The 21,143-nt window shown below is 68.6% G+C and carries 19 protein-coding genes and 1 pseudogene; 11 read left to right on the top strand and 9 right to left on the bottom strand.

Annotated features, from left to right (window positions below):
- The coding region (locus ABZ484_RS27445; RefSeq protein WP_358868598.1) for an alkaline phosphatase family protein at nt 1–911 on the top strand (911 nt) is incomplete at its 5' end.
- A 167-nt stretch (nt 912–1,078) separates the two neighbouring features.
- Here ABZ484_RS27445 and ABZ484_RS27450 read toward each other — a convergent pair.
- The 6 genes and pseudogenes from ABZ484_RS27450 to ABZ484_RS27475 form a co-directional block, all read right to left on the bottom strand.
- The gene (locus tag ABZ484_RS27450; RefSeq protein WP_358868599.1) at nt 1,079–1,756 is read right to left on the bottom strand and encodes a response regulator transcription factor; all 678 of its coding nucleotides are present in this window, start codon (nt 1,754–1,756) and stop codon (nt 1,079–1,081) included.
- Nucleotides 1,753–2,886, bottom strand: a complete 1,134-nt coding sequence (locus tag ABZ484_RS27455) for a sensor histidine kinase (RefSeq protein WP_358868600.1) — start codon at nt 2,884–2,886, stop codon at nt 1,753–1,755. The genes ABZ484_RS27450 and ABZ484_RS27455 overlap by 4 nt, the downstream gene beginning before the upstream one ends.
- A gap of 549 nt (nt 2,887–3,435) precedes the next feature.
- Entirely contained in the window at nt 3,436–4,641 is a 1,206-nt protein-coding gene (locus ABZ484_RS27460; RefSeq protein WP_358868601.1) for a S1 family peptidase, read from the bottom strand.
- A gap of 701 nt (nt 4,642–5,342) precedes the next feature.
- A complete protein-coding gene (locus tag ABZ484_RS27465; protein ID WP_358868602.1) occupies nt 5,343–5,828 on the bottom strand; it encodes a hypothetical protein in 486 nt (161 codons plus the stop codon).
- 380 nt (nt 5,829–6,208) lie between these two features.
- Nucleotides 6,209–6,805 (bottom strand): annotated as a pseudogene (locus tag ABZ484_RS27470) (trehalase-like domain-containing protein); the annotation flags it as partial.
- 231 nt (nt 6,806–7,036) lie between these two features.
- Nucleotides 7,037–7,528 carry a DUF6415 family natural product biosynthesis protein gene (locus tag ABZ484_RS27475; protein WP_358868603.1) on the bottom strand — a complete coding sequence of 164 codons (492 nt, stop codon included), beginning with the start codon at nt 7,526–7,528 and terminating at the stop codon, nt 7,037–7,039.
- A 189-nt stretch (nt 7,529–7,717) separates the two neighbouring features.
- Here ABZ484_RS27475 and ABZ484_RS27480 point away from each other — a divergent pair, with 189 nt between their 5' ends.
- Both ABZ484_RS27480 and ABZ484_RS27485 read left to right on the top strand, forming a co-directional pair.
- Nucleotides 7,718–9,106 (top strand): Tat pathway signal protein, encoded by a 1,389-nt coding sequence (locus tag ABZ484_RS27480; protein WP_358868626.1) that lies wholly within the window; start codon nt 7,718–7,720, stop codon nt 9,104–9,106.
- Between the two features lie 72 nt (nt 9,107–9,178).
- The gene (locus tag ABZ484_RS27485; protein WP_358868604.1) at nt 9,179–9,679 is read left to right on the top strand and encodes an SAM-dependent methyltransferase; all 501 of its coding nucleotides are present in this window, start codon (nt 9,179–9,181) and stop codon (nt 9,677–9,679) included.
- A 119-nt stretch (nt 9,680–9,798) separates the two neighbouring features.
- Here the strand turns inward: ABZ484_RS27485 and ABZ484_RS27490 are convergent, their stop codons facing one another.
- Entirely contained in the window at nt 9,799–10,488 is a 690-nt protein-coding gene (locus ABZ484_RS27490; RefSeq protein WP_358868605.1) for an ATP-binding protein, read from the bottom strand.
- Between ABZ484_RS27490 and ABZ484_RS27495 the strand changes: the two genes are divergently transcribed.
- Entirely contained in the window at nt 10,382–11,491 is a 1,110-nt protein-coding gene (locus ABZ484_RS27495; protein ID WP_358868606.1) for a helix-turn-helix transcriptional regulator, read from the top strand. The genes ABZ484_RS27490 and ABZ484_RS27495 overlap by 107 nt on opposite strands.
- Before the next feature lie 197 nt (nt 11,492–11,688).
- Here ABZ484_RS27495 and cutA read toward each other — a convergent pair whose 3' ends face one another.
- A complete protein-coding gene (gene cutA / locus ABZ484_RS27500; RefSeq protein ID WP_358868607.1) occupies nt 11,689–12,015 on the bottom strand; it encodes a divalent-cation tolerance protein CutA in 327 nt (108 codons plus the stop codon).
- Between the two features lie 971 nt (nt 12,016–12,986).
- On the opposite strand from cutA, the gene ABZ484_RS27505 reads away from it, so the two are divergent.
- The 6 genes from ABZ484_RS27505 (at nt 12,987) to ABZ484_RS27530 (ending at nt 18,222) form a co-directional block, all read left to right on the top strand.
- Nucleotides 12,987–14,330 carry a tyrosine-type recombinase/integrase gene (locus ABZ484_RS27505; protein ID WP_358868608.1) on the top strand — a complete coding sequence of 448 codons (1,344 nt, stop codon included), beginning with the start codon at nt 12,987–12,989 and terminating at the stop codon, nt 14,328–14,330.
- A 38-nt stretch (nt 14,331–14,368) separates the two neighbouring features.
- Nucleotides 14,369–14,794 (top strand): HNH endonuclease, encoded by a 426-nt coding sequence (locus tag ABZ484_RS27510; protein ID WP_358868627.1) that lies wholly within the window; start codon nt 14,369–14,371, stop codon nt 14,792–14,794.
- A gap of 20 nt (nt 14,795–14,814) precedes the next feature.
- Nucleotides 14,815–16,119, top strand: a complete 1,305-nt coding sequence (locus ABZ484_RS27515; RefSeq protein WP_358868609.1) for an alpha/beta fold hydrolase — start codon at nt 14,815–14,817, stop codon at nt 16,117–16,119.
- 102 nt (nt 16,120–16,221) lie between these two features.
- A complete protein-coding gene (locus ABZ484_RS27520; RefSeq protein WP_358868610.1) occupies nt 16,222–16,857 on the top strand; it encodes an MBL fold metallo-hydrolase in 636 nt (211 codons plus the stop codon).
- Nucleotides 16,858–16,924: 67 nt separating this feature from the next.
- Nucleotides 16,925–17,704 carry an exodeoxyribonuclease III gene (locus ABZ484_RS27525; protein ID WP_358868611.1) on the top strand — a complete coding sequence of 260 codons (780 nt, stop codon included), beginning with the start codon at nt 16,925–16,927 and terminating at the stop codon, nt 17,702–17,704.
- Between the two features lie 71 nt (nt 17,705–17,775).
- Nucleotides 17,776–18,222, top strand: a complete 447-nt coding sequence (locus tag ABZ484_RS27530) for a DUF6278 family protein (RefSeq protein ID WP_358868612.1) — start codon at nt 17,776–17,778, stop codon at nt 18,220–18,222.
- 144 nt (nt 18,223–18,366) lie between these two features.
- Here the strand turns inward: ABZ484_RS27530 and ABZ484_RS27535 are convergent, their stop codons facing one another.
- Nucleotides 18,367–19,143 carry a hypothetical protein gene (locus tag ABZ484_RS27535; protein WP_358868613.1) on the bottom strand — a complete coding sequence of 259 codons (777 nt, stop codon included), beginning with the start codon at nt 19,141–19,143 and terminating at the stop codon, nt 18,367–18,369.
- A gap of 117 nt (nt 19,144–19,260) precedes the next feature.
- On the opposite strand from ABZ484_RS27535, the gene ggt reads away from it, so the two are divergent.
- Nucleotides 19,261–21,093: a gamma-glutamyltransferase gene (ggt, locus tag ABZ484_RS27540; protein WP_358868614.1), complete on the top strand. Its 1,833-nt coding sequence runs from the start codon at nt 19,261–19,263 to the stop codon at nt 21,091–21,093.
- Nucleotides 21,094–21,143 lie beyond the last annotated feature (50 nt).

The following is a 21,143-nucleotide window of genomic DNA, read 5'->3' on the forward strand; positions in this document are numbered from 1 at the left end:
ACTACACCAAGCTCCCCACGGTCTCCTTCGTCGTACCGAACATGTGCAATGACATGCACGACTGCTCCGTGGGCACCGGCGACAGCTGGCTCAAGAGCAACCTCGACGGCTACGCGCAATGGGCCAAGACCCACAACAGCCTGCTCATCGTCACCTTCGACGAGGACTCCCGCACCAGCTCGGTCAACCAGATCTACACCGCGTTCGTCGGAGCACACGTCAAGACCGGCTACCAGTCGAACACCCAGATCAACCACTTCAACGTCCTGCGCACCATCGAGGACATGTACGGCCTGCCCGCCCTGGGCAACGCCGCCCAAAAGACCGCCGTCACCGATGTGTGGAGCGCCCCCGGCGGACCGGCACTCTTCTCCGACGACTTCGAGTCGGACAAGGGCTGGCGCGTGAACACCGCCGGCACCGACACCGCGACCTCGGGTCTGTGGCAGCGGGGCAACCCGGAGGAGACCGTCTCCGATTCCAGCGGCGACATCAAGCAACTGGGTACGACCCACTCAGGAGCCAACGCCCTGACCACCGGCCTCCTGGCGGGTGACTCGTATGCGTCCAACGACGTGGACGACGGCATCACGAGCGTGACCTCGCCTGCCGTCACCCTGCCCACCGGTACCACTCCCCAGATGAGCTGGTGGTACAACTTCGCGTACAACAGCAAGTCGGGGCCGGACGACTACCTGCGCGTCGAGGTCGTCAGCGGCACGACCTCCACCACCGTGTTCCAGCAGAACGGAACGGCTGACACCCGCCTCGCAGGGGCGTGGCGCGCTGCGAACGCCGACCTGTCGGCCTTCGCCGGCAAGACCGTCCGCCTACGCTTCACCGCTGCAGACATGGGCGCCAGCAGCGTCGTGGAGGCACAGATCGACGACCTCACCGTCACCAGCAGCTGAGCCCGTCTGCGTGGCGGTCGATCCGGAGGTGGGCGGGGGCGGCGCCGATCGCGGCCGTCCCCGCCCACCAGATTCGGGTAGGCGCCAGACGGGGCCCGGTGCCGATTGCAGACGTCTCGTCCATCGGGGCGCGCCCCGGCTTCCGGCAAGGTATCGGGGCCGCCTTCTCATGCCCCGTCTCCGGCCGCCGGAATCAGCAGACCGGTTTCGTAGGCGATCATGACCAGCTGCGCGCGGTCCCGGGCGGAGAGTTTGGCCAGGGTGCGGCTGACGTGAGTTTTCACTGTGAGGCGCGACAAGGTCAGCTCCGCGGCGATCTCGTCGTTGGACAGCCCCCGTCCCACCAGCACCAGCACCTCCCGCTCCCGGTCGGTGAGGGCGTCCAGACTCGGTGTGGGTCGGTCCACGGGCCGTCGGCGGCCGGAAAAGTCCTCGATCAGACGCCGGGTGCGGCGCGGCAGCAGCAGACTGTCTCCGATGGCCACTGTTCTGACCGCGGCGAGCAGTTCGGCCGGGGCGGTGTCCTTCATGAGGAAGCCGCTCGCTCCGGCCTGCAAGGCGGCGAACACGTACTCGTCGTGCCCGAAGGTGGTCAGCACGACGACCTTCACCCCGGACAGCTTGGGGTCGGCGCAGATCGCCCGGGTGGCGGCGATCCCGTCCATGACCGGCATCCGGATGTCCATAAGCGCGACCTGCGGCAGTCGCGCCCTGATGAGTCCAAGGGCTTCGGCTCCGTCGGAGGCCTCGCCGACCACTTCCAGGTCCGGCTCGGAGTCGATCAGCACTCGAAAGCCGGCCCTGACGAGGGCCTGGTCGTCGACCAGCAGCACACGCACTGTCATGGAGCCTCCGTAGGGATCTGCGCCGCCACCCGGAATCCGCGGGGCCGGCGGCGCCCCACCTCCAGGGTCCCGCCGACCGCTTCGACCCGCTCGCGCATGCCGCGCAGGCCGAGCCCCGACCCCTGTGGACCTGCCGCTGCCGTACCCGCTCCATCGTCCTCGACGGACAAGCGCAGCCCGTGCTCCTCGTACTCGAGGCGGACCTCCACGTTCGCCCCGGCTCCTGCGTACTTCACCGCGTTGGTCAGGGCCTCCTGCACCAGCCGGTACACCGTGGTGCCCACCACATGCGGAACCTCTCTGACCGGGCCGTCCACGACGCAGCAGACCCGCAGGCCGCCGGCGCGGGCGCCGTCCACCAGGCCAGACACGTCGTCCAGGCCAGGCGCCGGCGCCACCGGCAGATGCTGCGGGTCCGCAGTGCGCAAGAGTCCCAGGGTCGTGCGGATCTCCTCCATGGCAGAGCTGCTGGCCTGGCGGATCAGCTCCAGCGACTGCCGCACCTGCTTGGGCCGTACATCGATCACGTGCGCTGCCGTACCCGCCTGGACATTGATCACGGCAATGCTGTGGCCGATGACATCATGCAGTTCCTGAGCAATGCGCAGCCGCTCCTCGCTGACCCGTCGGTGCGCCTCGGCTTCGCGGGACTGCTCGGCCCGCAGCGCCCGCTCCTCGGCCTCGGCTACGAAACGTCGCTGGTTGGCCACGGCCACGCCGGCGGCCGAGGCCGCCACGAACCAGCCCAGCTGGTCGGCGCTGATCAGATCGAAGGACTTGATGTTCCGTGCAAGGTCGACCGTGAAGTAGACCACACACACGGTGACGGCAGTACACACGGTCACGACCCGCACCGGGAGGCTCATGCCCACCCGGACCAGGGCCACCAGGACCATCAGTGCTGCGGGAAAGACCAGCGCGGTCAGCGCCATGGACGCCAACGCGCATGCGAGTGTCACGACCAGTACCGGCAGCGGCCAGCGAATCCTCAGGAGTAGGGCCGCACATCCCACGGCCCCGACACCGAGCTGCGCCCAGGTCTCCTCGTGATGTCCCGCCACCGCGGGCAGTACGACCACCAGGGCGAACACGACCAACGGGACCAGCCACACTATCTGCCGTTCGTGCACGTTATTCACCATATGCCGCACTGCAGGACAGCACTCCTCCATGCGTCCAGCCGGGCCCACAGGCGGCTGGCGCCCTGGCCGCCAGCCCCTGACGTCACTGCCCGAAGTGTCCCCATGCGGGCACCTGAGCCTGGCCGCCATACGGATCAACGTTCTCGAGTGGCCCGCGCGCCGTTGACTCCGTGGCAGTCGGCGGGGAGGCTTCGATCACCGCCGCCCGGCACCCGCAGCGCCGGCGGAGCCGCTGCCCCCGCCGCGGCGAACAGGGTGCCCGGTCGCCGGTGCCACCGCAGTCGCGGCTCCGCGCACCCGGGGAGGGCCGCCTCCTTCGGACAGCGCTGTGCGCTATCGAGACGCCCTGTCCGGGACACGATCGGGTCTGTCCAATCAACGGCTGATCTTGGTTGTTGAGGGTCAGTGGCTGGTACGTCGCAACGTTCCTCCGGGCGGCCGGTTTGGAACGACTCAGCCGTCGCCGTTCCAAACCGGCCGCCCCACTACAGCGGGAGCTGACTGGCCGTGACAGACCCGGTCTTGCGTTGTGCCGGCTCAGTTCGTGTTCAGGGTCAGGCCGTAGTACGACAGGACGTCGTCGAGTGGCTGGAAGTACGAGGTGCCGGCGGAGTTCACGCCGTCGCAGGTCTGGCCCAACGGGCCGCCCGAGGTCAAGCCCTGGGCCTGGTCACCGGAGATGTAAGCCCCACCGCTGTCCCCGCCTTCCGTGCAGACGGTGGAGCTTCCCAGTCCCGAGACGACCGTGTCCGGCTCACTGGAGGTCTTGCCGCTGTAAGTGACCGTCACGTTGTAGGACTTCACCTTGCCGCAGGTCCAGTGGGAGGTGGCGCCGGACTTGCACAGCGATGCTCCCGGCAGAGCCCGGGTGCTGCCCTTCACGGCCGGGGACTCGCTGAGGGCGCCCCAGGTGCCCACCCGGGTGGCGATCGCCACGCCGGAGTCGAGACGCGCCAGGCCCATGTCCACGCTCGGCTGGCCGAGGCGGTACCGCGTGGCGACGCCCTTGGCGAAGTGGCTGCCGCTGTAGTACAGGTCCGGCAGATCCTTGACACAGTGGCCCGCCGTGACCAGGTACTGGGTGCCGGAGGAGGAGTGCGCACCGAAGCCGACGGAGCAGTAGTACCCGTTGAACGTCATCTTGCTGCCGGGCGCGATGGTGGTCTGGGGGGCGAGTGTGGTGGGGGACTTGACGATGTGGACGGCATCTGCGAACGACTGTGCCACGTGGAGGAAGGATCGTGCGGTGGCGCTGTTCGTGTCGTGCGCGGTGATCGTGACGGTGTCGGAGGGCAGGTCGACCTCCCAGGAGTCGATGCCGGAGGGCACCTGCCGGGCCGCTGCGGCATCCAGGGCGGCCTTCACCCGGTCCAGCACGCGCTCCCCTCTTTCGGGTATCCGGCTGTCCAGTCCAGCGCGGGTCACGGCCGCTGCATCGGCGGCATGCGGTGTGTTCACGATGAGCTTGCCGCGCGAATCGAAGAATGCCCCGTCCACGGTGATGCCGTGCTTGGCGAGGTCGGCGAGTCTGTGTTGCTGGTCCCGCTCGGAGTTGAGACGGGCGATGGCCTGCTGGGAGGTGACACCGAGGGTGTCGGCCAGCGCCTGCACCATGTCGGGGGCGGGGTGGGAGGCTGGAGCCGGCCGGGTGGGGGCGGACTGGGCGGCGGCCGTGGCTGCTGGAGAGAGCAGCAGCAGGCACGCCGAGGCAGTGATGAGTGTGGAGATGTGCCGGTTCTTCAACGGGTGCTCCTTCCGACCCAGGTGCGTCTTCTCAGCAACTCGTCGGGGCGGTATGGCCCCTGGAGCACAACACACACACATCGGGTCACAACTAAGCGGGGGAGGGATCACCGTTGTAGAGGGTCCCGGAAGCGTGGTGTGTCGAGATCAGGCCAATGGCACGCATGTGTCGCTCTCGGCCGGCGATCCCGAAGGTCCCGGACGGCCGTGCCGGACCTCGCCCGTTCCCTGCCACCGCCGCGCGATGAACCTGTGAACTGCTGCCGGCGTGACCGCCCCGGCGCTCGGCCCCGTCGTGGGCGGGGCTCCCGGTGGACTCGCCCGGCTGGCGCTCGATCTTCTACGCCAACGTTCCGATCGCCGTCCTCGGCATCGTGCTCGTGCAGGCCTGCGCGCGGCCCGCCCCCGCCCGTGACGCCTCCGTACACCGCTGCCTCGACCTGCCCGGCCAGCTGCGCGCGGATCGGCCTCGGCGCCTTACCCTGGTCCACCGCCGAGGCCATCGGCAAGAACTAGGGCTCGGCTACGGTCCTTTCCCGGACTCGCCTCGTCGGCTTCATCGCCACCGAGCTCCGCAGTGGCGGCCCGAGGCCGCACATCAGCGCCGTGCTGAGCGCGTTCGCCCTGCGCAAGCCGACGCACAACAGGAGTTGTTGTTGTTGTTGTCTATGCTGTCGCCGCGGTGATCGACACCACGGTCGTCAGGAACAGGAAAGGGGGTGGAAGCGATGACGGACATCGACGCGTCCAACCACCACTTCCTGGCTCAACTGATCGCACAGACAGACGAGTTCAGGCAGGGCGTCGAGGCTGCCCGGCGTGAGCGTGACGAAACAGCCGCCAGGCTGGCGGCGCTCGAGAAGCGGCTCGCGGACAGCACAGCCGCGCTGCACGCCCTGAAGGCCTACACAGGTGCAGCGGCCGCCGAGGGAGTCACCGACGACGCCGAACCGACCACCCTGAGTATCCCCGCTGGCAGCCAGCTGTCCATCGAGGAGGGCATCCTCCACGTACTGCGCGGGGAGGGCGGCCTGACCCCTGGAGATCACCCGCAGGGCGTCGGCACTCGGCGTGACCAGTTCCGGCTCCAGCATCCGTGCGCGACTCAGCAAACTCCGCCAGGCGGGGACCGTGGTGCGGGACGACCAGTCCAGATACTCACTCGCCGCGACGGGATCGGAGGGCACCCAGGACCGATAAGGGCTCACGAAAGTCAGACCAGCCGCCGCAAGTTGCGAGCCCATGGCGGCCGTTGGTGCATTGCTCCAGACAAGGGCTCACGCACCGACGGCCAACCTAGGCCATTCGGTCGGTTCGGCGTGAGCCCTTTCCGAATCACTCGCCGATCTTCACGGCGACAAAACGGAAGAAGGACCCATGGGTACTTCCTCCTCCGGGGCGACCGGACACTCCGCCCACCGGACCGCACCACAGGGCCACACAGCACGAGCGGCAACCACCACCAAGAACATCTCCTACCGCATGCCGCCCGTGGGCATCCAGGCCGACCGGCAGATGGACCTGCTGGCCGCCGCCGTCACGACCTGTGCAACCGGCCGCACGCGTGCGGGTCGGGGATCTCCGGAGCCGGTGCGTGGGACGGGCACCAGCTGAGCACGAACGCCACGCTCTGCCCGGCGCGGATGGCAAAGGCACTGACGACGACGCCGTCCTTCTCCACCTGCGGGACGCAGGTGTCGAGCCACAGCGCGTCCGCGCCGGCCTCCGCGACCATGCGCCCACCGGCCTCATGGATCCACGGACTGACACTGCCGTATCCCGGCCGCGGACGCATGGCCGAGACCATCGCAACCTCGCCGGCCAGGCCCTCGACGATCCGGATCACCTGCGGTGCCCCGTCGCGCGGCGGCATGAAGTCCAGGACGCGGACCGACCCGGCCGATATGCGCCAGATCGATTCGAGGACGAGCGAGTCACCGCGGTACCGGCGCTCGGCGACCGCTCCGGGCCCGGAGCGGCCAGGCGCGGCCGGGGCGATCTGCCAGGTGCCGTGCTTGTGCGTGCCGAGCAGGCCGGCGAAGACGGCCGACGAGTCGAACCGGGGCAGGCATAGCCAGTCGATCGAACCGTCATCGCAGACGTGGGCACTGGTCTGCATGTCGCCGATCAGGCCGTACTGCTCGATGCGCGGGAGGCGTTTCATCGTGTGGGTCTCCCTAGTCCCCGTGGCTCCGGGGGTGGCTTCGGGGCCGCCGTGGCGGCCGGGAAGTGTCGGTGAGAGAGGCACGGTGGTTACCGGATCGGGGGAGGTCTGTTCTGCCTCGGCGGGGGATCCACGTCCCGTGGAGCGATGCGGCTGCTTACTCGATCACCACGAAGAGCCAGCCAGCCATGGGACCGAGAATCAGCGCGATCAGAACTGCCCCGGCGGCGGTCATGTCCGGGGCACCGACGCGGCCAGAACCACGCAGGCGAGGGCGAGAGCGGAGACCGCGCCGCGCAGCACGTTGATCGGCGGCTTCCACCAGCGCCGTCTCTGGACCGGCTTCGCAGGGGCCACGTCGTGGGCCTGCACGTCAGCGATAAGGTCTTGGGTTGCGTCGGCCAGCCTGACCAGATGGACCCTGCTGGGCATGTAGCCATCGGGGAGGCCGCCCGAACAGAGCTGCTGCGCACGGAGCAGGGCCGGCTCTTGCGAAGGCGTCAGGGCTCCGAGCTGGCTGACGTGTCCTCGTAGCCGCAGTGCGAAGTCCTCCACATCGGCGGCAGTATCGGGTATCGGCGAGTCCTTGCCCAGCACGAGCGCCACCGTTTCCGTCGCGGAGGCCGCCGGGTCCCGTCGCAGGATGGGCTCACCAAGGGCGTGGCTTCTCCTTCCCTGATCACTGAGTTGGCACGCCCGGCGAAGGGCCAGCGAGGGACGCATGACGCAACTCCTATATGGATCAGGCCAACTTGAGCGGGGAACGCCGTGCACTGCAGTCCACTGACGTGCAAGGTGAGTGATCCTGCGGCTACGTTGAGCGAACCGCGAATCCCTGTCAGTGGGTATGCCTACGCGGCCTTCAGGGCCGTCAAAGGCGTCAAAGATCATTTCGGAACCGAGGGGCAGTACATGGCCCGTGAGAGAAACGTCGCCCTTGCCGCGCTCCTGCGCGAAGCGGGCTGGTCCCAGCCCCAAGCAGCCGCCGCGGTCGCTCGCGTTGCCGCGGAGAGCGGCATACGCGAACTGGAGGCTATTTCCCGCTCCCACATCGCCATGTGGGTCCAGGGCACGAAACCCAGTGGACGAGCGCCTCATATCCTGCGTGAGACGCTGTCCCGCAGATTGGGCCGACGCCTTACCCTCGCTGACCTCGGACTGGAAGATGGGCCGACAGGCTCGACTGACAGTAGTTCTGACTGGAGCGTCGACCCTCTGACCGTGCTGGCCGAGCTGGGAAGCGACGATCTGGACATGCACCGACGCAAGCTGTTGGCTACCACCGCGTACTCGGCCGCCGGCCTCGTCCTTCCTGCGGCTCCATGGTGGGCAGCCGCCCCGGCCGCGGCGGCATCGCGCCCTGCAGTCTCCGCCCGGCTGGTGACTCAGGCTGATATCGACGACGTCCGCAACCTGACCGCCTTCTATTCCGCGCGGGACCAGCAGCGGGGTGGGGCCTCGGGGCGCTCGGCCCTGGCCGGCCATCTTCGCGACGAAGCGGTGCCGCTCCTGGGCAGCAGGTTCCGATCGGAACAGCACCGCCGGGATACGTACTCGGCCGTGGCAGAGATGACCTACCTCGCCGGCTGGATGGCCTTCGACGCCTCCGAGCATCGAACCGCCCAGCGCTACCTCACCCTCGCCGCACGCATTGCGGCCGAAGCCGCAGACGGACCGCTGGGCGGCCACATCCTGCGTGCCCTTGCCCACCAAGCAGTCGACCTCGGGCACCCACGCAGAGCGCTCGACCTGGCTGACGCCTCCATGTCCCGCACCCACTACGGCCAGGCCAGCTCGCGGGAGAAGGCCCTGCTCGCGGTAGTCCATGCCCGCGCCCTGGCCGTCGGCGGCGACCGCCGCGGCACTCTCGCGGCCATCAGTCGCGCGGAAAGGGACCTCGCACGTGCCGATAGCGAGGATGCCCCCGACCGCGTCAGCTTCTTCCAGGAAGCCTCCCTCTCCCACGAGACTGCCTGTGCCTTGCGGGACCTGGGAAATCCTCTCGACGCGGAGTTGCATTTCCAGCGCAGCGTTGCCACCCGCCGGCGGCAGCAGTATGCCCGTACCCACAGTGTGACCCTCGGCTACCTCGGTGCCGTCCAAGTCCAGCAGGGACGACTCGATGAGGCGTGTGGTACCTGGGGACAAGCACTGGACGCCATGGCTGGCGTCCAGTCCGGCCGCGCCCGCGACGTCATCGTCCGCATGCAGAGCGACCTCTCGCCCGTTCGGCAACGTGGTGGCCGCCACGTCGCCGAACTGGACCGCCGGGCGCGGGAGATGCTGCGCGCCATAGGCTGACCACAGGGCAGGTCCGCAGCTATTGACGGCAGCTGCTGAACACGCGACCCCGTTAGAGAGGTACGAGCGCCGATGGCAACGTACGAGGTCGAAGGGATCGCAACGGTTGTCGGGGGCCACACCCGCGTCCAGGACGATTACCAGGGCGGAGTCGAGTCGGTCATCCGGCTCAACGAGGCGTACCCCCTCGAGACGCTGCAGGGCATCGAAGAGTTCTCCCACCTGACGGTGACGTGGCGCTTCCACCTGGCACGACCGGAAGATGTCCAGCTCCATGCACGCAGCCCCCGCGGAAACCCGGACTGGCCGCCGACCGGTACCTTCGTCCACCGCAACCACCGGCGTCCCAATCAACTGGCGATCAGCTACCCGCGGCTGCTCAAGGTCGAAGGGCGGGACCTGTTGGTCACTGATCTCGACGCCGTAGACGGAACGCCTGTGATCGACCTGGCACCGTACTTCGAACAGATGGGGCCTCGTGGCCCGATCCGTCAGCCCGCCTGGCCCCGCGAGATGCTCGAACCGAATTACTGGGCGAAGGCAAGCGAACGGCCCTCGGAGCGCCCTGTGTGACAGAAGCGACTGAGCTGCCCGGCTTGCCATTTGCATCGTCGGGAACCAACTGGAGGTCTGGCTCAAGCTGCAGCCCTCACGTCTCGGAACTCACACCACGTCTCCTCGCCGCTGCTCTCTCATGCGTCTGAGATCGCATCGACCAGCCGGATCCCGCGCCCCGATTCACCGTCGAGTCCGGCTTCCTTGAGCACAGCGGGCGCCGGGTTGTGGTCGGTTACCGAGACACGCACCACGTCGACGGCCACGGTGATGCGGAGCACGACTTCGCCCTCACCGTGGACCACGGCGTTGGTGACCAGCTCCGAAACGGCCAGTACGACGAACCCCACCACCGGCTCCGAAACACGGCACCGACGCAGGAACGCCCTGGCTATGCGCCGCATCTCCCCGACCTTCGCGAGGTCGGGGAGAAGCGCCGCCTGACAGGCATGGGATGCCGCCGGCACCTCTGCCCCCGCCCATGCGTCGGGCTCGTCTGCCTGAACCGGCCTGACGCATGACGCGCCTGCTGTAGCCGCGCAGCTACGGATACCCCCGCCGGGCGGGGCCGCCTCTTGGAGCCTGGTCATGTGGGCTATGGCACCGCGCGGCGACGCCGTCGACCAGGGGAATCCAGAGGGGGAAAATATGTCAAGGGGGAAACAGCAGGGGGGAATTGAGGTCCTGATTGGATTTCGCCCACCAACAGAGGTCACACTCATGCCAGACCCGTTCGCCGACCTGCTCCTCCGGCTTCGGCAGGAGGCGGGCCGGACACAGGAGGAGCAGGCGGAGGCGATCAACGCTGTCTCCGGCCGGGATACCATGACCCGCCGAGAGATCAGCCGTTATGAGAACTTCGAGAACATTCCTACCAACCACACGATCGGCCACATCGCGGCGGCCTGCGGTGTCCCCTTCGAGGAACTACAGCGAGAGGCCAAGGCCGCCCGCGCTCGGAAGAGAAAGGGGCATGCCGATGCAGGGGAGGACCAAGACGCCGTGAAGCGTCGCACGCTCCTGGGTAGCGCCACCATCGGCGTGAGCGTGGCCGCCGAGCCCTGGGGGCGCCTCGCCTTCGCTCTCAGCAAGGGGACCAAGATCGATTCGCCCGCTGCCGCCGCGCTCATCGACCGAGCTGCTGAACTGCACGTCCAGGAACTCAACCTCAGCGCGCGGCGGCTACAAAAAACGATCGAGTCGCATCTTGACGCGATCACTGCGGCGCTGCCTCGTGCAGGCGATCACGAAGGCGCTCTCACCATCGCCGCCGGAGAAACCGCCGCTCTGGCCGGTTGGGTGGCCTGGGACCTGGGGGAGCACGACAAAGCCAACGCCTACTACAAAGTCACGTCGCAGTGCGCGGCGGCTGCCGGGCATCCTCCACTCCGAGCCCTGGCCTTGACCTACAGCAGCTACGGCGCTTTGACGCCAAAGGCGAAGATGGAGTTCCTCTCCCAAGCCGCCAACGACGTGCGAGGCCACGGTAACGCTACTGCTGCCGCCTGGGTTCTCGGTAGGCACGCCGAAGAAGCTGCGGCGGCCGGCGACGAGGTGGGGGCGCTCCAGGCGTTGGACCGAGCGCGCTTCGCCTACGATTTCGCGGACCACACCAGCGAGCAGGCATGGGTCAGGTTCGTGACCCCATACCGCATGGACTCGTTGGCCCTGTCCGTGTACGGCCAGCTGAGGCGTCCCGAGCTCACGTCCACAGCTGATACCGCGGTCGACCGCCTCGGAGACGGGCTACCGGACGGGGGCGTCGTGGTCCTCGGTGATCTTGCTTCGGCCCTACTGCGTGGGGTGACGTCGACCAAGGCGTTTACGTAGCACACCAGTTCGCTGTGGCGGCACACGCCAAGCCCAACACCATGGGCAAGGAGCGGGCGGCGGCTATTGCGGCGTTGCTCCCTGACAGCGAGCAGGAACTCGCCGTTCATTTTCGGCGGTTCGCATCCTGATCCACCTCGGGTGGTACGCGGCAGGCTCAGGACACCAACGCTGTCCTACGCTCGACCCGTCGCTCCTCAGCCCGATTCCGTCTCCTCGAAGACCCAGGACAGGTACGCCTCCGACCCGCCAGTTATGGGCAGTGTGATCCATTGGGGGACGTCGTACGAGTGCTTCTCGTGCACCCACGCTTCCAGGGCGGGTAGACGGTCCGTCGTAGTCATGTAGGAGATGCGCCACTCCTGCGCCGCCTCGACCTTCCCCTTCCACCAGTAGAAGGCGGTGATTGGCGCATCGATGTGAACTCCCGCTGCCAGCTTGCTCTCGACCGCACCTCGGGCCAGCATCTTCGCCTGCCCCTCGTCGTCGCTGGTCGTCTGCGCAATCACAATATCGTTGGCCATGCAACTACCTCTCCAGCTCGGGTACCGCGACCCTACCCAGCCGTCCAGGGCACACCGAAAGCCGGTCGCTACCGGTGACGGCGAGTGAGGCTCGACCACGACTTGGATGAGTCGGACGGTAGCGGTCATTCGGTGTGGCGTCGCTTCGGCGCTGCGGTGGCCGGCCGGATCCTATACAGCAGTCGACTGCCGGCCCGCTCGCACCGCTTCGCCCACCTTACGTGGGTTAGCAGGGCGCGCGGCTACCTCTGCGGCACCGGCGGCTCACGCTGTCTGGAGTCGGCCCCGTTTGCGGCCCACGGGATCCCATGGTTGTTTTCCGACGCTGGAGAAGGCTCTCCGGGAGGCCGGGGGCGACGTCGGAGCGGCGCGGACTGCGGAGCCCTTACCTGGAGGTGCTGTGAGTGGGCTCGCTTCCCTTGCATTGACAATCACGCAGCGACCCATGCTGTGGATGCGGGCTGGTTCTGCTGGGGAACGCCCGTGCTAGGCGACCCGCAGATACATCTGATGCCGGGCGGCCACGGCACGGAGTTCCTCGGACACGGCCGGGCTGTCGTAGGTCAGGAGAGGCGTACAGCTTTTTTGTACGTCAGCGCTTGTCAACGGTGCAGCTACGACCGAGGTCGGACCTTGTCCTGGATCGGTAGGTGCCTTCTTCCGGCTCTAGCCATTGACGCGCCATTCGCTCACGGCAGACGAGAAAAGCTCATGGAAGACTGGAATTCTCGCCTCGCGCTATGTCAACGTACAACACCCGCTAGCAAAACGCCGGTGAGTTCATCACCCGTGTTCCCGATGAGGAGTTCCCTCTGTCAACGCCCGCTACCGATCTGTTCGTCTGCGCTCATCGCCCCCGCCGTTCGCGACGCACCGAACGTGCGGGTTGCCTGCGGAGAGTGAGCGCAACATAGGCGACGATCGCCGGTTAGCAAAACCGGCGATCGTGACGATCCTTGAGACGTTCGCGTGTGCGGCTGCGCTTGGCGGTGGAGCCGCAGCGAACTCAGCAGACGGTTCTGTGGGTCACGGCACGGAACCGCCCCGATCTGCTGACAGCCAGAAGACCCCGGCGCCTTGCCGGCGTAGGCTCCGCTTCGAAGGAGAGTGAGTACCTCCTGTCCGTTCCGATCAAGAAGCTCCCACCCAACTCGAAGGGGCAGGTGCGCTACCGGTTCGTAGTCGACGTGGGCATCGACCCTGCCACCGGGAGGCGGAAGCAGCTGACGCGTACGTTCGCCACTCTCAAGGAGGCGAAGGCTGAGTACGCGCGCATCACCAACCGTCGCGAGGAAGGGACTTTCGTACCTCCCAACCAGATAACTGTCAATGGGTGGCTTGATCAGTGGCTGGCCATGAAAGCAGAAGATCTGGAAGAGACCACTGTCTACAACTATCGGGTCACCCTCGACCGGGTTCGGGGAAGGCTGGGCCACATCCGGCTTCAGGAACTCACCGAGGAAAATGTAGAAGAGTGGATGCACTGGGCGTTGAAGCACGGGCGTGTACGCGGTGGTAAAGCAGGTACTCCGCTCGGAGTGACCAGCGTGGAAATGAGTCTCGCCCGATTGAAGGACGCCCTGAATCGAGCCGTTACGCGTCGGCTAGTAACCATGAATGTGGCCCAGCATGTGACCATTCCACGTAGGGCACGCAAAGAAGAGCGAAAGGAGAAGCAGCAGGTGAAGCCGTGGAACGTCCGGGAGATTCAGACGTTCATTCAGGGTGTCCGGACAGAACGGCTCTACGCTGCCCTCTTGCTGTCCCTCATGGGTCTACGTCCAGCTGAGGTCTGCGGACTCCGATGGGAAGACGTGGACTTGGAGGCTGCCACCATCACCATAGCCAACACGCGGACGATGATGGGAAATCGGTACGTGGTGGAGAAGGACACCAAGTCCCTGGCTGGGGAACGGGATCTTCCGTTGCCGGCACCGGTGCTGGCTGCCCTCAAGTCGTTCAGGGCTCTCCAAGCCAAGGAGAAGCTCCTCCTCGGTGAGGCTTACTCGGACTCCGGATACGTCGTGGTGCACGAGACCGGGGAAGCCTTCACGATCAAGCAGCTCCGCAGACGCGCGTACCGGCTCATGGAGATCCTTGAACTCCGCAGAGTGCGCCTCTACGACGCTCGGTCCTCCTGCCTCACATACCTCGCCAACAACGGCGTGCCGGATCACATCCTTGCCCGGTGGGCCGGACACACGAACGTCAAGACCACCAAGAAGTGGTACGTGAAGCCGGACGTGGAGGACCTCCGCGGAGCCGCCACAACGTGGGACGGCCTGCACGGTGCTGTGACGGAGGGGCAAGCATGAGCCCGGCGGCCTACCAGCCGAGCGACTTGCCCAGCCGGATGGCAGCCAAGATCGAGCTGGCCCCGAAGACCGGCTGCTGGCTCTGGACCGGAGGGCTGCAACGGAGAGGGCCAGACCGAGGCCAAGTCTCCTATGAGGGAAAGACACAGCTTGTCCACCGTGTGGTGTTCAGGCTGCTGGTCGGTGAGGTCCCGGAAGGCTTTCAGGTGCGTCATGCCGATCCTTGGGGACGGCGCTACACGCTTTGCTGCAAACCGGACCCTCTGGAAGCCGTGCCACAGAGGGAAGCTCTGCGGCGCAGGGACTGGGAGGGCGCGCGAGCCAGGAGGACGCACTGTCCCAACGGCCACGCGTATTCGCCGGAGAACTCGTACCTGGATCCACGAGGGTTCGGCAGTGCCGGACGTGTCACGCCGCGAGGGTCACGAGCCGCCGGGTTCCCCCGCCCGTGTGAGATTTTGTGAGACGTGAGAGGGTCTGGGGCGTGAGTGAGACACCGCCGAACACCCTGCAATACCGCTTTGACGGGCCAGAAGACGCTCCGGTCCTGATCCTGGGTCCCTCACTGGGTACCACATGGCACATGTGGGACCGCCAGGTCCCCGAGTTGGCCAAGCAGTGGCGTGTGCTGCGGTACGACCTGCCGGGCCACGGCGGCGCACCCGCGCACCCGGCGGGCTCGGTCACCGATCTGACCGCCCGGCTGCTGGCCACTCTCGACGCCCTGGGCGTGCAGCGCTTCGGCTACGCGGGCTGCGCGCTCGGCGGTGCCGTCGGCATGGAGCTGGCCCTGCGCCACCCCGAACGCCTCGCCTCCCTCGCGCTGATCGCCGCCTCGCCCCGGTTCGGCACCGCGGACGAGTTCCGGCAGCGCGGGGTGATCGTCCGCACCAACGGGCTCGACCCCATCGCCCGTATGTCGCCCGACCGCTGGTTCACCCACGGATTCGCCGCCGCCCAGCCCGCGATCACCGACTGGGCCGTGCAGATGGTGCGCACCACCGACCCCGGCTGCTACATCGCCGCCTGCGAGGCGCTGGCCGCCTTCGACGTCCGTGCCGAACTCGGCCGCGTCGGGGTGCCCACGCTCGTCCTGGTCGGCTCCGAGGACCAGGTCACCGGGCCCGCCGAGGCCCGCACCCTGGTCGCCGGCATCCCCGACGCCCGTCTCGCCGTCGTGCCCGGCGCCTCGCACCTGGTCCCGGTGGAACAGCCCGCCGCCGTCACCGACCTCCTGGTCCGGCACTTCTCCACCGCCTGGCAGCCCGCCGTCGAGGCCGGCACCGGACAGATGGCCGTCGTCGCGGCACCCCCCAGGCCGGTGCCGGCCGCCCCGGCGCAGGCGCCGCAGGCCGCGCCGATCGCCGAGATCGCCCCGGCCGTCGTGCCGCCCCGGACCGGCGGCCGGCCCGACACCTACGACATCGGCCTCAAGATCCGCCGCGAGGTGCTGGGCGACGCGCACGTTGACCGGGAACTGGCCGAGGCCGACGACTTCTCCGGCGACTTCCAGGAGTTCCTCACCCGCTGCGCCTGGGGCGAGATCTGGGACCGGCCGGGCCTGGACCGGCGCACCCGCAGCTGTGTCGCCCTCACCGCTCTGGTCGCCGGCGGTCATCCGGACGAGCTCGCCGCCCACACCCGGGCCGCCCTGCGCAACGGCCTCACCCCGGACGAGATCAAGGAGATCCTGCTCCAGACGGCCGTCCACTGCGGCATGGCCGCCGCGGGCAGCGCCTTCCGGGTGGCCCAGCAGGTCATACGCGAGGAGACGACGCCCGCGGAGTGACCGCGCCGCTCGCCGGCCGGAAACCGCTGATCGTCAAACCGGCACCACGAGCACCAGCCTGATGGTGCTCCCGCGCCAGTCACGCGCGGCAGGATGGGACGCATGAAGCTCACGAAGAAGTCCCACGCCTGCGTTCGCCTCGAGAAGGACGGCCGCACGCTCGTCATCGACCCCGGCACCTTCAGCGAGGAGGACGCCGCCGTCGGCGCGGAGGCCATCCTGGTCACGCACGAGCACCTCGACCACTTCAACGAGGACCGGCTGCGGGCCGCCATGGAGGCCGACCCGGCCGCCGAGATCTGGACCCTGAAGTCGGTCGCGGAGAAGATCTCGGCGGCGTTCCCGGGCCGGGTCCACACGGTCGGGCACGGCGACACCTTCTCCGCCGCCGGCTTCGACGTGCAGGTCCACGGTGAGCTGCACGCGGTGATCCACCCGGACATCCCGCGCATCACCAACGTCGGCTATCTGATCGACGGCGGCAGGGTCTTCCACCCCGGCGACGCGCTCACCGTGCCCGACCAGCCGGTCGAGACGCTGATGCTCCCGGTGATGGCGCCCTGGAACAAGATCGCCGAGGTGATCGAGTACGTCCGGGAGGTCAAGCCCCAGCGCGCCTACGACATCCACGACGCGCTCCTGACCGACCTGGCCCGCCCGATCTACGACAACCAGATCGGCGCCCTGGGCGGCGCGGAGCACCTGAGGCTGACGCCGGGCGCGTCGGCGGAGGTCTGAGCACCGCGGCAGCGCGGCCACGGCCGGGCGGGAGGCGTTGTCAGTCCCGCCCGGTAGGTTGTGAGGCATGCGCATCGCGACCTGGAACGTGAACTCGATCACCGCCCGCCTCCCGAGGCTGCTGGCCTGGCTGGAGAGCAGCCGCACCGACGTGCTCTGCCTCCAGGAGGCCAAGATCGCCGAGGACCAGTTCCCGTTCGACCAGCTGCGCGACCTCGGCTACGAGGCGGCGGTGCACGCCACCGGCCGGTGGAACGGAGTGGCGGTGCTCTCCCGCGTCGGCCTTCAGGACGTGGTGAAGGGCCTGCCCGGCGACCCCGGCTACGAGGGCGTCCAGGAGCCCCGCGCCATCTCCGCGACCTGCGGCCCGGTCCGCGTCTGGTCGGTGTACGTGCCCAACGGCCGGGAGGTGGAGCACCCCCACTACGCCTACAAGCTGGAGTGGTTCGAGGCGCTGAGGGCGGCCGTCGCGGGCGACGCGGGCGGCAGCCGCCCGTTCGCCGTCCTCGGCGACTACAACGTCGCCCCGACCGACGACGACGTCTACGACCCGGCCGCCTTCGAGGGCGCCACCCACGTCACCCCCGCCGAGCGCGCCGCCCTCACCTCCCTGCGCGAGGCCGGCCTCGCGGACGTGGTCCCGCGGCCCCTGAAGTACGACCACCCGTTCACCTACTGGGACTACCGCCAGCTCTGCTTCCCCAAGAACCGCGGCATGCGCATCGACCTGGTGTACGCCAACGAGCCCTTCGCCAAGGCGGTCACCGACGCCTACGTCGACCGGGAGGAGCGCAAGGGCAAGGGCGCCTCGGACCACGCGCCGGTCGTGGTCGACCTGGACGTGTAGACAGACGTGTAGACAGAGCACCGGCGTACGCCCTGTGGTGTGCGCCACACCGCCGGTGTCACGCTGGAGCCATGAACATCCCGTTTGTGGGCAACTGGCGCAAGAAGCGGGCACCGGCTCCCGGTGCCACGGTGCTCTCCGCCGACGACGGCCCGCCCGATCCCGATGGCCTCGCCGACCTCCTCTCCACCTGCGAGCTGCTGCGCGCCCAGGCGTGCGAGGCCGACGTCCGGCTCGACGAGTCGGCGGCCTCGCTGGAGGCGCTCGACCAGCTGCTGCCGCGCTGGCGGGACGACGCGGAGAAGGCCTCCTGGCTGGGCAACGACGCGGGTCTGTATCTGGGCACGGTCATCGTGCGCACCGTCCCCGGCGCGGCCTGGCGGATCCGGCCCCGCAGCCGGCCCGTGGTGCGGCTCGCCTCCGGACGGGAGTTCGACGTCGTCGAGGTCGGGCACGCCTGGGCCGAGAGCGGGGTCCCCGAACTGTCCCAGCTCTACGCGGAGGTCGCGGAGAACTGAGGGCGGGACTACGATGTGCCGTTCACGGCCGTTCGCAGGGGGACAGCGGTTCACAGAGCCATACCCGGCCGGCGGCAGCCGGAGATCACTGCTCGCGCGGCGGGACGGACAGCTGAGACGCGTCGTCCGCCGGTGAGCAGAAGGTCAGCTGCGCGCCGGACGGGTAGTGCTCGACGACGTATCGGCCGACGGTTCCGGTGACGGCAGCGGTGTCTGGGCCGCCCGGGTCACGTCCGCGACCAGTTCGACCACGTCCGGTCCGTACGCCTGGGGGTTCACCACTTTCAGCAGCAGGACGAAGGAACTCCTGCCGTGCTTGCGGGCCAGCCGCTCGTGGTTGCGGGCGAGGTAGCGGGTGGCGGCCTGGTTGGTGATCGCGGTCTGACCGCAGAAGAGGAACACCGGCCGGTTGCCGTGGCTGTCGCCGACGGTGAGCCGGGCGAGCAGCACGTACTCGGCCCGGCCGGTCTCCAGCCGATAGCGCTCGGAGCCGATCTGGAAGGCGCCGCGGTCCGGCCCCGGTTCGGCATCCACATTCACCTGCACACCGGGCAGCAGGGACCCCAGGTGCGCGGCCGTACGGCGGTTGGAGGCCGGGCCGCCGACGCAGAACTCGGTGCGCTCACCGAAGCCCTGACGTGCGGTGTCGTGCGGCAGCACCTGGGCGTGGGCCCGGCACTCCTTGATCAGTGCGGCGAGTTCCAGCAGCGCGAACACATCGTGGCGCATCACCGCCAGTTCGGGTCCGGAGGCGTTCCGGTTCACCACGAGCAGCGACTCGGAGTTCTCCGGCAGCCCGAAGAACCCCTGCTTGCGCCGCAGCTTCCGCTTCCACAGGTAGGTGCGGGTCAGCCAGCCGAGCGCGGCACTGATGCCGGCCGCGATGAGGCCCAGGACGATGTTGCGCACGTCGTCATTCATGGGCGCGCATGCTAGCGGGCGAACGCAAACCCGTGTTCGAAACCGGTTTCCACGCTGACCTGACGTGGCCATGGTGATGGATTAGGCTGCGTGAACGGCCCTTCCCAGGAGGTGCGGATGCGTCGCCCTGTCGCTCGGAAACTGGCTGTTCTCGCGGTCTCGGCCGCCGTGGTCTCGGTGGGGGCCGCGGCGCCACCCACCGCGCACCCCGGCCACGCCGAGCCCGGACCGGGCGCGAGGCCCGGATCGGCACCCAAGGTCCCCGTGGCCGTCGGCTACGGCGGCGCCGTCGCCAGCGTGGACCAGGACGCCTCGGCGGCCGGCATCGAGGTGCTGAAGAAGGGCGGAAACGCCGTGGACGCGGCCGTCGCCACCGCGGCCGCCCTCGGCGTCACCGAGCCGTACTCCTCCGGCCTCGGCGGGGGCGGCTACTTCGTCTACTACGACGCCCGCACCCGCACCGTCCACACCATCGACGGCCGTGAGACCGCGCCGCTGACCGCCGACTCCGATCTCTTCCTGGAGAACGGCAAGCCGCTCGCCTTCAACGACGCCGTCAGCAGCGGACTGAGCGTGGGCACGCCGGGAACCCCCGCCACCTGGCAGAAGGCGCTGGACGAGTGGGGCACCAGGCGGCTCGGTACGGTCCTGAAGCCCGCCGAGCGGCTCGCCCGCGACGGCTTCACCGTCGACGACACCTTCCGTTCGCAGACGGCCTCGAACGAGACCCGCTTCCGCTATTTCCCGGACACCGCGAAGCTGTTCCTGCCGGGCGGCCGGCTCCCGGTCGTCGGCTCCACCTTCAAGAACCCCGAACTCGCCCGCACCTACGAGGAGCTGGGCCGCAAGGGCACCGGCGTGATCTACCGCGGGGACATCGGCGACGACATCGTCGAGACCGTCAACCACCCGCCGGTCGACCCGGCTTCGGGCTGGAACGCCCGCCCCGGCAAGCTCGCCGAGAAGGACCTCGCGGCCTACCGGGCCAAGCTCCAGGCCCCCACCAGGGCGTCCTACCGCGGCCTGAACGTCTACTCCATCGCGCCGTCCTCCTCCGGAGGCACCACCGTCGGCGAGGCGCTGAACATCCTGGAGAGCACGGACCTCTCCAAGGCGAGCGAGGTGCAGTACCTGCACCACTTCATCGAGGCGAGCCGTATCGCCTTCGCGGACCGCGGGCGCTGGGTCGGCGACCCCGCCTTCGAGGAGGTGCCCACCGCGGGACTCCTCTCCCAGCGGTTCGCCGACTCCCGCGCCTGCCTGATCAAGGACGACGCGGTCCTCAGCAGCCCGCTCGCACCCGGCGACCCGCGCCACCCCGCGGCCTGCGGCACCGGGGGCACCGCGGCCCCGACGACGTACGAGGGTGAGAACACCACCCATCTGACGGTCGCCGACCGGTGGGGCAACGTCGTCTCCTACACCCTCACCATCGAACAGACCGGCGGCAGCGGCATCACCGTGCCCGGCCGGGGCTTCCTGCTCAACAACGAGCTGACGGACTTCTCCTTCGCGCCGGCCAACCCGGCCGTGCACGACCCGAACCTGCCCGGCCCGGGCAAGCGGCCGCGCTCGTCGATCTCCCCGACGATCGTGCTGGACGCCCACAACCGGCCGGTGGTGGCGCTGGGTTCGCCCGGCGGCGCCACCATCATCACCACCGTGCTCCAGACCCTGACCGGCTTCCTCGACCGGCACCTCCCGCTGGTCGACGCGATCGCCGCGCCCCGCGCCAGCCAGCGCAACGCCGCCCAGACCGAACTCGAACCCGGCCTCTACGACAGCGATCTGAGGAAGCAGCTGGAGGCCATCGGCCACTCCTTCAAGCTCAACCCGGAGATCGGTGCGGCCACCGGCGTACAGCGCCTGCCGAACGGCGAGTGGCTGGCCGCGGCGGAGAAGGTACGGCGCGGCGGCGGCTCGGCGATGGTGGTGCATCCGGCGCCCTAGGGGCTGGGCGCAGCCGGCGCCGTAGACGATGGTGGGCGTACCCGGCGCCG

It is taken from the genome of Streptomyces sp. NPDC006393, from assembly GCF_040628575.1.
Classification (GTDB): domain Bacteria; phylum Actinomycetota; class Actinomycetes; order Streptomycetales; family Streptomycetaceae; genus Streptomyces.

What these genes read in the sequence shown, in the direction of transcription:
- ABZ484_RS27485 (WP_358868604.1), top strand. Translation starts at nt 9,179, where the DNA reads ATGGCAACGTACGAGGTCGAAGGGATCGCAACGGTTGTCGGGGGCCAC.
- ABZ484_RS27530 (WP_358868612.1), top strand. Translation starts at nt 17,776, where the DNA reads ATGAACATCCCGTTTGTGGGCAACTGGCGCAAGAAGCGGGCACCGGCT.
- ABZ484_RS27495 (WP_358868606.1), top strand. Translation starts at nt 10,382, where the DNA reads ATGCCAGACCCGTTCGCCGACCTGCTCCTCCGGCTTCGGCAGGAGGCG.
- ABZ484_RS27475 (WP_358868603.1), bottom strand. Translation starts at nt 7,528, where the DNA reads ATGCGTCCCTCGCTGGCCCTTCGCCGGGCGTGCCAACTCAGTGATCAG.
- ABZ484_RS27520 (WP_358868610.1), top strand. Translation starts at nt 16,222, where the DNA reads ATGAAGCTCACGAAGAAGTCCCACGCCTGCGTTCGCCTCGAGAAGGAC.
- ABZ484_RS27525 (WP_358868611.1), top strand. Translation starts at nt 16,925, where the DNA reads ATGCGCATCGCGACCTGGAACGTGAACTCGATCACCGCCCGCCTCCCG.
- ABZ484_RS27450 (WP_358868599.1), bottom strand. Translation starts at nt 1,756, where the DNA reads ATGACAGTGCGTGTGCTGCTGGTCGACGACCAGGCCCTCGTCAGGGCC.
- ABZ484_RS27480 (WP_358868626.1), top strand. Translation starts at nt 7,718, where the DNA reads ATGGCCCGTGAGAGAAACGTCGCCCTTGCCGCGCTCCTGCGCGAAGCG.
- ABZ484_RS27510 (WP_358868627.1), top strand. Translation starts at nt 14,369, where the DNA reads ATGGCAGCCAAGATCGAGCTGGCCCCGAAGACCGGCTGCTGGCTCTGG.
- ggt (WP_358868614.1), top strand. Translation starts at nt 19,261, where the DNA reads ATGCGTCGCCCTGTCGCTCGGAAACTGGCTGTTCTCGCGGTCTCGGCC.
- ABZ484_RS27535 (WP_358868613.1), bottom strand. Translation starts at nt 19,143, where the DNA reads ATGAATGACGACGTGCGCAACATCGTCCTGGGCCTCATCGCGGCCGGC.
- ABZ484_RS27490 (WP_358868605.1), bottom strand. Translation starts at nt 10,488, where the DNA reads ATGGTATCCCGGCCGGAGACAGCGTTGATCGCCTCCGCCTGCTCCTCC.
- cutA (WP_358868607.1), bottom strand. Translation starts at nt 12,015, where the DNA reads ATGGCCAACGATATTGTGATTGCGCAGACGACCAGCGACGACGAGGGG.